Raw genomic sequence first — 11,926 nt, forward strand, 5'->3', positions numbered from 1 at the left:
GAATTTATAGACCATAAAAACACTCCATCTTACTGATTACCAATCTTTAAAAATTAAATTAAAATTTATAGCGCTGATGCCTATTTGAATAATGTAAATGTAATAATTTTGCAAAAAAAAAACACAATCATGATGAGGTTTAAGTATTGTATGTTGTTAATTTTAGTTTACAGTTTATTTTTTTCACAAAATAAAGGACCTGATTCACTGCAAAAATATTCATATCAGGAACTGCAGCAGAAATTCTACAATTATAATAACAGTAATCAGACAGACCATGCTCAAAGAATTTCCACGTATTTTCTTCATAAGGCCCATCTTGAAAAAGATGATGAACAAAAGGCAGAAGGCTATGTCATGATGCATTTTAATGAGAACTTACCCAATGCATTAAAATATCTGGACAGCTTACAGGTCATTACCCGTAAATCAACGAAGCCATTTTACCCGGCGAGAGTTTATCTTCTCCGTGGCAATTTGTACTCCAAGTTTTATAATGTTAAAGCGGCATTGGGAAATTATGTTCTCACTCTTGAACACGCAAGGGAAAAAGGAAATAAAAGGCAGATTGCTTTTGCTGAAATTAATATAGCCTACCTGAACAATTATGTCGGGCGGTACAGAGACGCTGCCAATACATTAAAGCATTATCTGTATAAAACGGACTATCTGGATCAAAAAGATTATGATAACATGCATGTCAATTTGGCGGATACCTACATCGACCTTAATAAAATGGATTCTGCCAATATACTGATAAAAGAAGGTTTAAATCTGACATCTGAAGCAGGGAGAACCTATCAGTATCACGGATATTTAGTTGAATCGGGGTATTACCATCTTAAGCTTAAAAAATACCAGGAAGCTGTTGATGATCTGCTGCAGTGTAAGGATTATTTTTTCACGACCCATGATGTACGGAACCAGAGCTATACGCTGTATTATCTGGTAAGCTCTTATATAGGGTTGGGTAATAAAGAAAAAGCGGTAGAGAATTTTAAATTATTAGATGCTCATATTAAGGAAAAAAACTATATTTTTCCAGAGTTGAGAATGATCTACCCTTATGTCATAAACTATTACAAAGAAAAAAAAGACAGAGAGAATCAACTTTATTATATTGAAAGATTTATAGAAATTGATAAGGTTCTTGATTCTCAGTTCAGATATATTTCGCGGGAGCTTCCAAGACGATATGAAAAACCGAAGCTGGTCAAGGAAAAAGAAATCATCACTCATGAGCTGGAAAACAAAAAAATTATTTTCTACGTTTCTTCTATAAGCTTACTATCCGTATTACTGGTTTTTATATACCTGTATTATCAATCGAAAAAAGCAGAAAAACAACACAGGCAAATTGCCCAGGATTTAATCCAGAAGGTTCAGGAAAATAATAAAAATGAGCCTGCGCCCGCTCCTCAGCCAGAAAATATTATGGTAGAGCTACCGTCCGAAGATCCGAAAGAAAGAAATGCCAATACGATTTCTGAAGATGTTGTGCAGCATATTCTGAAAGAGCTTACCGCCTTTGAAGCAAAAGATCAGTTTCTGAACAAAGGAATTACTTTGGGAAGTCTTGCCAAGCGGGTAAAAACCAATTCCAAGTATTTATCTGAAACCATTAATACCTATAAAGGGAAAAATTTTGCGGCTTATCTGAATGATCTTCGTATCGATTATGCCATCAGAAGACTGGCCAATGACAGAAAATTCCGTTCTTACAAAATACAGTTTATTGCAGATGAACTGGGTTATAATAATGAACAGGCATTCACTCTGGCATTCAAAAAGAGAACCGGAACTCCACTTTCTATCTATCTGAAAGAAATTGAAAAATCAGAGAACTAAAGAGCAATAAAAACAACCTATAACACTACTTTTCAACACAATACAATTGATAGATTCATGAAATTACACCCTTAATTTCATGAATCTATAGATGTTGTATTTGGATTGTCCTGCCTATTTCCCACATCTTTGCGGCCACAAAAGCGATGAAAAATTTTTGTATGTGTACAGTGCAAAAATCAGACACTGCTTTGCTGATCAGCAAAATCCCGATGTCAGGGACTAAATGACAAGATAAAGTTTTAACCATTTTAAAAAATTACAACAATGAAATTACAAAAGAAGCAATTACCGCAACTAAAAAAGAAAACGATCACTAACCTTAACCAGAGAGAAATGGAAACTATCAAAGGTGGAGGTATTGATGCATCACAAGAATTGGAAAGCCTTTCTGTAAGCCTTTCACTTAGCGTTTCTTACTCTAAGTCTAAAAGCAAGACTCTTCAGTTCTCTGGATGGTGGTGTTTATAATCTAAAGTTTTTTAATACATGCGTCTCTTCACAGGGACGCTGTTTTTTAATAGTTGCATATGGAAAGTTTATCAATAATAGGAAGTAAAGAATATATTGAAGAAATTGAAGAGATCAAACACTGCGGTCATTTTAATTTAGAAAAAAGTACGGTGAATATCGGCTTGGTGACTGAAAATGATTTAAGCATCTCTAATGTTATCAATGATGACGACCGTGTAGTGGTGAGAAAAACGGCATTTTCCTGTAATTACAGGGATAAGACCCTTATTTTGCATTACAATAAAGAGGTCCAGGATATGGAAGCTGATGATGAAATTACTTTTTCTTATATGGGCTCAGAGTTCGTTGGGGAAGTCATAGAAATTGGTAAAAACGTTACCGGACTTAAAATTGGCGACCGTGTTATTCCCAATATTTCCTATCCATCGTATACAAAAGGATATGTGGGCGGTATTCCATCCAACCATGCCTCCAGAAGGATAGATGATTTCAAAGAAAATAAACTGGTGAAAATTCCAGATTCTATGCCTGATGCGGTGGCAGCAGCATTTCCTATTGCCGCATTTACCACCTACTCCATGATCCGAAAGGTTGTTTTTCCTAATGCCAGAGTTTTGGTGACATCTGCCAGATCCAATACTTCGTTAGCCGTTATCAGTGCGCTCCGTAATTTTCCGGTAGAAGTATATGCCATCACGTCTTCCCACGAAGATCATGACATTCTCTACAATTACGGTGTGAAAAAAGTGTTTGTGGTAGACCGTTATGAAGCTAAGCCTGAAGAAGGGCAAGCTTTGGTAGACTTTACCAGACAGAACGGTTTGTTCAATGCTGTCATTGATCCTATGTCTGATATTTATCTGGAAAGGGTTCTGAAATTTATGGATTATGACTCCAAATATGTTACCTGCGGGCTGTATGACCAGTATGCTGATTTCTCTGTACGTTCACACAACGAAAGACCTGGCCTTATGAAAGATATCATCATGCAGGTTTTGGCAAAAAATATTTCAATCATAGGGAATTGTATAGGACTGGAGGAAGATTTCAATATGGCTGTCAAGCATTATGAAGAAGGTAAATTTGATATTTTAATAGACGAAGTTTTCACTATTGGGGAAGAAATCAGTTTCTTTGAAAAAACTTACAATTCTTCAAACAGAATGGGTAAAGTTGTGTTTTCTTATGTTTAAATTTTAATATGAATAAAAAAGTTAAATTCTTTGTAGCAGCCGTATACCTTATTTCAATCATTGCCGGAGGGCTCATCTATATATTGAAAGATACATTTCAGTATGATGCAACGCTCATTCAGATCATTTTTTCGGTTATTCTGATGATGACTCCCGCCATTGTTGCTTTTATCATCGAAAAAAAAAATGTAAAGACCTTCATCCGGTACTATAACCTGTCTTTAAAGAAGATAAGAATCAGGATGCTGTTGAAGTATCTTGTTATTTTCAATTTGGTGATCCCTGTTGTATATCTCATTTTTCAGTACCTCATCGGAAATGTTTTTCAGGTTCCCGGTTTTGGAAAGCTTTTAGATCTGAATGATATTGTTCCTCAGTTTATGGAAGTACTTCCCGAATCAAGGGCTCTGTCTATACCTATTCTTCTCATTGTATTTTTTATCATCAACACCCTCAGCGGAATTACCCTGAACGGACTGATTGCTTTGGGAGAAGAAATTGGCTGGAGAGGCTTTATGGAAAAGCACCTTTCATTTCCTTTTTTCAAAAAAAATATCATCATAGGTATGATTTGGGGATTGTGGCATGCTCCTCTTATTCTCAACGGGCATAACTACCCTTCTCATCCCTTCTGGGGAATCATTACTATGTGTGTGCTATGCATCATCGTATCTTTTTACTTTTCCTATATTCTAAAAAAGAGCAACAGCTTATACCTCATAGGAATCCTGCATGGCAGCTTTAATGCGTATGCCGCTGTATTCAGCGAAAAAATGATCATACAAAACGGGAATGACCTTTTTAATGGAGTTGGAGTGATCATGTGTATCACGATACTCACAGTTTTTTTAACAGATTTTTTTATCAATGGAAAAGATAACCTACGGAATTCTCGATAAATATGCACTCAGAACTCCCCTATTAAGTTGTAATGCTGACTTTTTCAAGACCGTCTCTTTTGATGATCTTGAACGCCTTACAGACAATCCTGTCTTTATGGAAGCCCTGTACATCGCTTCCAGAGATTTCTATAATACCCTGATCAGTTTTAGAAATACAAAAAATAAATTAGATTCTAAAGCCTACTTCTCAATCTTAAAATATTTCTCCAGAATGAGTACCCGGTGTACTCCTTTCGGCCTTTTTGCAGGAATCAGTGTAGGTACGTTCACGGGAGAAGAAAACAAAACGGTGGTAGGAAATATCAATGATTTCAGAAATCATGTTCAGCTGGATATGAATATTCTTTTTTCGGTGATCCAGATCATTAACCAAAACAAAGAAGTCCGAAAGTATCTCCAGTATTTTCCCAATACTTCCATCAGCCATTACACCTATACCGACACTCTTAAATACATTGAGTATAAATACATCAGCGGGATAAGAAACCATCTTCTTACCTCTATAGAAACATCGGATATCCTTCAGGCTATTCTGGAAAAAACCAAAGACGGCACTCCTTTTACATCATTGGTAGAAATGCTTGTTGCAGAAGGATTCGATGAAGAAGATTCCAATGATTTCATCAACGAACTGATAGACTCCCAGATCCTGATCAGTGAATTGGAGCCTTATACCACAGGGGATGATATTTTGGATTTTATCCTGGAAAAAATTAAAAACATTCCGGAATTACATTCACTTTATACATTCCTGGATGAAATAAAAAATACGTTATCTGCCGTAGATATTCCCGGAAAAACAGATAATATAGAAAAATACGAACAGGTAGGTACAGCCTTGCGCTCTACCGAAATCAATATGGTGGATGATAAGAATCTATTTCAGTCCAACCTCAACACCAGCTTAACACATAATACCCTTTCTCCATCATTAAAAAAAGATCTGATGGCAGGGGTGAAAATTTTAAATAAATTAGGAAAAAAGACATCCAACCCATCTCTGGATCAATTTAAAAACACATTTTATACAAGATTTCAGGATCAGGAAGTTCCTATTCTTGAAGTTCTCGACAGTGATACGGGTATTCCTTACGGGATGTCTCAGAATAAAACAGAATCCCCGCTTCTTAAAGGGCTTCATTTCAAAATGGACAGGAATGCCAATGGGGCATCACCTCAGGACGGCATCGCCAATTCTTTTCTGTATAAACTGTCTGAAACTTATCTCTCCGGAGCATACAGCATCTCTATCAATGATGAGGATCTGAAACAGCTAAACGATACCTGGGATGATCTCCCTAAAACCATGTCCGTTTCTACAGAAATTTATGAGAAAGACCAGCAGCCTGTGATTCATATATCCGGATGCATGGGCTCTTCTGCGGCCAATCTTTTAATGAGATTTTCCAATTCCAATAAGGAGGTATATGATCTCTGTTCAGAAATAATAGATAAAGAAGACCAATATCTGAATGATCAGGTGGTATTTGCAGAAATCACCCATTTACCGGAATCCAGAGTGGGCAATATCCTGCTGAGACCGGCACTGAGAAAATACGAAATTCCTTATCTGGCTAAATCCAATATTGACCCTTCATGTCAGATCTCCCTCGATGATCTCTACGTAAGACTGATTGAGGACAGGATTGTTTTAAAATCGAAAAAACTGAATAAGTATGTGATCCCAATGCTCACCAATGCGCATAACTATACCAATCCTTTTCTGCTTTCCATATACCGTTTCTTATGCGATATCCAGTATCAGAATACGCGTATGTTTTTAAACTTCGATTGGGGCTCAATGTCCAGAAGCTTTGTCTTCTACCCTAGAATAGAGTACAAAAATATCATTATCTCCAAAGCCTGCTGGTATCTGAAACCCAATCTGATCACCCGTTTCAAGGATAAGGAAAACCTGGCGGACGAACTGAAAAAATGGCGAAGTGAAATCAAGATGCCCGCAGAAGTGGTTCTTGTAGAGGCTGACAACAAGCTGTATTTCAACCTTGAAAATCCTGTCTACCAAAGCCTTTTTATCGACATTCTTCAAAAAAAGAGAGATCTTGTTCTCGAGGAATATTTATACAGCGAATACAATTCCATCGTCAAAAATGACAAGGGTGAAGACTATTGTAATGAGTTTATTTTTTCTTTATGCCAAAAGCAGTACATACAATGATTAAGAGAAGTTTTTTTTTAGGAGATGATTGGTTATACTATAAATTATTCTTAGGGGAATTTAATTCGGATTTTGTATTAACGGATTTCATTCTGCCCTTTGTTAAAAAGCATTTAACAGATTCTATCAGCCAATTCTTCTATATCCGATACAGCGAAGGAGGTTATCATTTGAGGCTTAGATTTTTGGTGGAAGACAAAAGTAAATTAGGAAACCTTATCACCGATTTTCATGAGCTTATCCATCCTTTGGTAGAAAGAAAAGTCATTTATAAAGTACAGACCGACACTTACGAAAGAGAGCTGGAAAGGTATTATAACAGCTGCATGCCGTTTGCTGAAAACATCTTTTCTCAGGACAGCATCATGATCCTTAATTATCTGCAGCTTTTTTATGAGCAGGATCTCAATGAAGACGAGCGATGGCTTTTTGCCATTCATTCTATAGATGCCCTGCTTTCCAATTTCGGGTTTAATCTTGATGACAAATTGCGTTTATCAACCATATTAAACGATTCTTTCAGTAAAGAATTCCAGATCAACAAATACATGTCGAAAGAATTGGATCTCAAATACAGAGCCTCTAAAGACAGGATTCAAAATGCCATGTCTGATCCTTTTTTCACTACCTGTAGTGAACATCGGTACGCAGCCATGAAAAGCAGTATTCTGGAAATAAAAAATCATTTGTCTGAAAATGATACGATGAATATTTTAACCAGTTTAATTCATATGTCCTGCAACAGAATTTTCAGAAGCTCTCCAAGAGAAAATGAATTCGTTCTGTACCATTTTCTATGGAAATATTACAGATCGGAAACAGGAAAACAAAAGTATCTGTAAATTGAGCGCCTTTCCCTTTTACAAACAGCCGGATGCAAAAGACTGCGGTCCTACATGCTTACGGATTGTAAGCAAATATTATGGAAAAAGCATACCGCTGCAACAGATACGCGGCTTTTCCGAAACAACCCGTGAAGGCAGCAGCCTCTTTGGACTAAGCGATGCCGCAGAAAACCTCGGGTTCCGTACCATGGGTGTAAAAATCAACTTTGAAGATCTTGTCTCCGAAGTTACTTTGCCCTGCATTATCCACTGGAACAAAAACCATTTCGTTGTCCTCTACAAGATAGAAAAAAATAAGAATAAGTATACCCTTTACATCTCTGATCCAAGCTATGGCTTAATTAGTTATCCCCTGGAAGAGTTCATCAAACTCTGGATCGGAGAAAAAGCCAATTCCATAACCGCAGAAGGTATTGCACTCCTTTTGGAAACTACTCCCGCATTTTACCAGACAGAATGGGATGATGCGAAAAGTAAAGCCAGTTTTGCATTCCTTTCACAATACCTTTTTAAGTATAAAAAACTGATTTTCCAGTTGAGTCTCGGGCTGTTGGTCAGCAGCTTACTTTCGCTTATTTTTCCCTACCTTACGCAAAGCATCGTAGACATAGGTATTCAGAATAATGATCTCAATTTCATTTATCTGGTTCTCATGGCGCAGATCATGCTTTTTGCCGGAAGAATGGGAATAGAAGTCATACGAAGCTGGATCATGCTCCACCTCTCGGCCAGGATCAACATTTCTATTATCTCCGATTTCTTTATTAAGCTCATGAAACTGCCCATCAGTTTTTTTGACACCCGTATGACTGGAGATATCATGCAGAGGATCAATGATCATCACAGGATAGAACAGCTTTTGACCAGTGCTTCATTAAATACCCTTTTTTCACTGGTGAACCTTATTGTGTTCAGCATAGTCCTGCTTTTATATGATTACAGACTGTTTATTATTTATTTGCTGGGTGCCGCGCTGTATATAGGATGGATTACTTTCTTTCTGAAAAAAAGAAAAGAACTCGACTATAAAAAATTCTCTCAGGTTTCTCAGGAACAGAGCAAAGTGATAGAACTTGTGAATGGAATGCAGGAAATTAAAATGCATAATGCCGAAAAACAAAAACGCTGGGGCTGGGAATTTCTGCAGGTAAAACTTTTTAAAATCCAGATAAAATCCCTTTCATTAGAGCAATGGCAATCCGTGGGAGGAAATTTCATTAACCAGATGAAAGACATTCTGGTAAGCTTTCTTTCTGCTAAACTCGTTTTAGAAGGAAACCTCACTTTAGGGATGATGCTTTCGGTACAGTACATTATTGGCCAGCTGAATGGTCCCCTGATGCAGCTCATCGATTTTATCAGACAGACCCAGGATGCGAAAATCTCACTGGAACGCTTGGGAGAAATTCATGACAAAGATGATGAAGAAAATACGGATGACCACTATGTCTCAGAAATTCCTGAGCAGAATATAGAACTCAGAGATCTCTCTTTCCGGTATACAGGTTCCACCAATTATATCTTTGAAAACCTCAGCCTTACCATTCCCCATCAAAAAACAACCGCCATTGTTGGCGCCAGCGGAAGTGGAAAAACAACCCTGTTGAAACTCCTTATGAAATTCTATGAACCTCAGGAAGGAGAATTAAGAATAGGCGGCACCCCACTGAAGAATATTTCACCCAGATTCTGGCGAAGCCATTGTGGTGTAGTGATGCAGGAAGGTTATATATTCAATGATACGATAGCCAACAACATAGCCGTTGGAGAAGATTACGTAGACAAACAGAAACTTCGTAAAGCAGTTGAAATGGCCAATATCAAGGAATTTATAGAAAGTCTCCCCTTAAGCTATAATACCAAGATCGGAAATGAGGGCATAGGCGTAAGCGGCGGCCAGAAACAGCGCCTGTTCATTGCCCGTGCCGTATACAAATCTCCGCAATACATATTTTTTGATGAAGCTACGAGCGCTTTGGATGCCAATAACGAAAAAGTAATTATGGAAAATATGGAACAGTTTTTCAGGGGTAAAACGGCCGTTGTTATTGCCCACCGTTTATCAACAGTAAAACATGCCGATAAAATAATTGTGCTGGACCAGGGGAAAGTCGTAGAAGAAGGAAATCATACAGAACTTGTGGCCCGGAAGGGAGAATATTACCGGTTAGTAAAAAACCAGTTAGAACTTGGAAATTAAAATGAAGTTAAAGACAGACGTTTTAGATGAAATAGAATTACGTTCCGAGGGTGTGCAGGATATTTTAACAGCTGCACCGCATTGGATGATCCGCCGGGGCAATACGGTCATTTTTATGATTTTACTGTTCATCCTTCTGATGAGTTATATCATTCGGTATCCTGAAACGGTTACTTCTCAGGCCATTATTTCCACGTGGAATCCAACGGAAAAAATAGAATCAAGGGTCAACAGTAAAATAGAAGCCATCTTCATTAAAGACCATGAAGAAGTTAAAAAAGGTCAGCTTCTTTTGGTTCTGCAGTCTACCGCCCGTTATCAGGATGTTTTAAGGCTTATTAATATCACCGGTGCTTTAGATCACTCGCAGTTGCAAAACTTTCCCCTGAAAGAAGCCTCATCGCTCAATCTGGGAGAAGTTCAGGCGGATTATAATACATTTGCACAGGCTCTGACGGATGAGCAGCTTTACACCCGTCTACAGCCTTATACGCCGGAAAATGTTTCAGCCGAGCGCAGCCTTTTGGAATCCAACAGCAGAATTCAGTCTTTTCAGCAGCAAAAACGGATGGAGCAGGCCAAATACGATTTGTCTAAAAAAGAATTCGACCGTTCCCGGCAGCTCTATAATCAGGGTGTTATTTCTACCTCAGAAATGGATCAGCAAAGAATAAACCTTTTGCAGGCAAAACAGAATGTTGAAAATATCAATCTGTCCATATCACAGCTTCAGGAAGGAATCTCCGGAATTCACCGGACAAAAAGCGGAGCATCAATCAACGCAGAAAAAGATAAGATCAACTTTTTTTCCCGCACCACACAGCTGTTTGAGCAGCTGAGAAGATCCCTGAAAGAATGGGAACAAAATTATGTATTCAGATCATCCATCAACGGAACAGTAAGCTTCCAGCAACATTTGGGAAAATACCAGTTCGTAAAAGTCGGAGAAATCCTTGTTTCCATCATGCCCGAAGAGCACGAAACACTGATTGGCAGATTAATGATACCATCAAACAACTCCGGTAAAGTAAAGCCTGGGCAGAAAGTGCTGATAAAACTGGATAATTATCCTTTTCAGGAATTCGGAATCGTGGAAGGAAGAGTGCAAAACATATCGTCAGTTCCGGATAAGGAAGGGAATTATTATGCAGAGATCAGCCTTCCTAAAAAACTATCCACTTCATTCAACAAAGAACTCCCTTTTAATAAGGAACTGAAAGGTAATGCTGACATCGTAACCAAAGATTTAAGACTGATTGAAAGGTTCTTCTATCAGATCAGAGAATTATTAGGTGCTAAGACATAATTTTTTTTAAGGTTTCGGGGATGTAACGTCAGAGAGTTTGAGAGTCTGAAGGTTTGAAGGTTTTAGAGTAATGATGAGTTACCAGTTTCGGGATACGGAGTGATATAGTTGCTGTTGTTAGTTGATAGTTGATAGTTGATAGTTGATAATTGATAATTGATAATTGATAATTCGTAATGATTAAGTTTATAGATTATTGTCTGATGTCTGATATCTTGTTTCTTAGCTCTTAATCAAACCAAAAAATAACAGTTTCAACCTTCGGCATAATTCCTAATCCCTACCACCTGCCTCCTAATATCTGCTACCTGCCAGCTTTGGGGCCGATAACTTCCTTACTCCATCTTCAAACTTCCTGAAATGGTCATTTGTACATCGAATTAAATTTAGAATAATACACTCCCCACAGAAGAAACCAGGGAAGATTGGAGATCAACAAAAATACAACTCCCTGCCCATCCATCTTTCCACCGGAAATTTCAATGAAAAAGTATCCGGTGATCAATATGGGAAGTAAAAACCAACACAGCCATCTTCTGATTTTTCCTTGAAATGATTTTAAAAGTGAAAAAAGACTGCTGAAGGAGCTTATAGTCATAGATAAAACCCAAAAGATCAGAAGCACATAAGCAATCCCACTCATATCACAGTTTCGGAGATGTTCATCATCACGCGGAACTTCTGTGATCATCATGTAGATAATCAGGATAACCGTCGAAATTACCGTAGCAATAAACCCTGTTTTAAGGATGGAAAGCAGTATAAATTTTCTCTGTGACATTGAATCTGTTTATGAATTTAACTAATGTAACAATAAACCTTGAATAAATTATTTGATCTGATGGTGTATCTGAACAAAAATAACAGTAAAATATGAGTCAGCTATAATTACAAGGCCACAAAACTTTGAAAAACTGAACCCGTGTTTAACGAAAATAGATATTGACACCAGAACCGCCTGCAGTTACGGACTGACCGA

9 protein-coding genes are annotated in these 11,926 nt (G+C 37.6%); 8 read left to right on the top strand and 1 reads right to left on the bottom strand.

All coding sequences use genetic code 11. The features are described from left to right. Positions 1–129 precede the first annotated feature (129 nt). From IW22_RS19490 to IW22_RS19525, 8 genes are all read left to right on the top strand, one after another. Entirely contained in the window at positions 130–1,848 is a 1,719-nt protein-coding gene (locus IW22_RS19490; RefSeq protein ID WP_081873986.1) for a helix-turn-helix domain-containing protein, read from the top strand. Between the two features lie 267 nt (positions 1,849–2,115). Beyond that, on the top strand, positions 2,116–2,319 hold the full coding sequence (locus tag IW22_RS19495) for a class I lanthipeptide (protein WP_034730041.1): 204 nt from the start codon (positions 2,116–2,118) through the stop codon (positions 2,317–2,319). Between the two features lie 59 nt (positions 2,320–2,378). After that, on the top strand, positions 2,379–3,515 hold the full coding sequence (locus IW22_RS19500) for a zinc-binding alcohol dehydrogenase family protein (protein WP_034730043.1): 1,137 nt from the start codon (positions 2,379–2,381) through the stop codon (positions 3,513–3,515). 8 nt (positions 3,516–3,523) lie between these two features. Then, entirely contained in the window at positions 3,524–4,414 is an 891-nt protein-coding gene (locus IW22_RS19505; protein WP_034730046.1) for a CPBP family intramembrane glutamic endopeptidase, read from the top strand. Next, the gene (locus IW22_RS19510) at positions 4,383–6,596 is read left to right on the top strand and encodes a lantibiotic dehydratase family protein (RefSeq protein WP_034730049.1); all 2,214 of its coding nucleotides are present in this window, start codon (positions 4,383–4,385) and stop codon (positions 6,594–6,596) included. Before IW22_RS19505 ends, IW22_RS19510 begins: the two co-directional genes overlap by 32 nt. Continuing rightward, the gene (locus tag IW22_RS19515) at positions 6,593–7,438 is read left to right on the top strand and encodes a thiopeptide-type bacteriocin biosynthesis protein (protein ID WP_034730051.1); all 846 of its coding nucleotides are present in this window, start codon (positions 6,593–6,595) and stop codon (positions 7,436–7,438) included. The genes IW22_RS19510 and IW22_RS19515 overlap by 4 nt, the downstream gene beginning before the upstream one ends. Before the next feature lies 1 nt (position 7,439). Further along, complete coding sequence (locus tag IW22_RS19520; RefSeq protein ID WP_034730128.1) at positions 7,440–9,641, top strand: peptidase domain-containing ABC transporter; 2,202 nt, start codon at positions 7,440–7,442, stop codon at positions 9,639–9,641. A gap of 1 nt (position 9,642) precedes the next feature. Beyond that, positions 9,643–10,947, top strand: coding sequence for an HlyD family secretion protein (locus IW22_RS19525; protein ID WP_034730130.1), 1,305 nt, complete (start codon positions 9,643–9,645; stop codon positions 10,945–10,947). 364 nt (positions 10,948–11,311) lie between these two features. On the opposite strand, the gene IW22_RS19530 is transcribed toward IW22_RS19525, so the two are convergent. After that, the gene (locus tag IW22_RS19530; protein WP_034730053.1) at positions 11,312–11,728 is read right to left on the bottom strand and encodes a hypothetical protein; all 417 of its coding nucleotides are present in this window, start codon (positions 11,726–11,728) and stop codon (positions 11,312–11,314) included. Positions 11,729–11,926 lie beyond the last annotated feature (198 nt).

This window comes from Chryseobacterium sp. JM1, assembly GCF_000737715.1.
In the GTDB taxonomy this organism is placed as follows: domain Bacteria; phylum Bacteroidota; class Bacteroidia; order Flavobacteriales; family Weeksellaceae; genus Chryseobacterium.

Excerpts from the sequence above, each read along its gene's own strand:
- IW22_RS19530 (WP_034730053.1), bottom strand. The coding sequence starts at position 11,728 with ATGTCACAGAGAAAATTTATACTGCTTTCCATCCTTAAAACAGGGTTT.
- IW22_RS19495 (WP_034730041.1), top strand. The coding sequence starts at position 2,116 with ATGAAATTACAAAAGAAGCAATTACCGCAACTAAAAAAGAAAACGATC.
- IW22_RS19505 (WP_034730046.1), top strand. The coding sequence starts at position 3,524 with ATGAATAAAAAAGTTAAATTCTTTGTAGCAGCCGTATACCTTATTTCA.
- IW22_RS19490 (WP_081873986.1), top strand. The coding sequence starts at position 130 with ATGATGAGGTTTAAGTATTGTATGTTGTTAATTTTAGTTTACAGTTTA.
- IW22_RS19500 (WP_034730043.1), top strand. The coding sequence starts at position 2,379 with ATGGAAAGTTTATCAATAATAGGAAGTAAAGAATATATTGAAGAAATT.
- IW22_RS19525 (WP_034730130.1), top strand. The coding sequence starts at position 9,643 with ATGAAGTTAAAGACAGACGTTTTAGATGAAATAGAATTACGTTCCGAG.
- IW22_RS19510 (WP_034730049.1), top strand. The coding sequence starts at position 4,383 with ATGGAAAAGATAACCTACGGAATTCTCGATAAATATGCACTCAGAACT.
- IW22_RS19515 (WP_034730051.1), top strand. The coding sequence starts at position 6,593 with ATGATTAAGAGAAGTTTTTTTTTAGGAGATGATTGGTTATACTATAAA.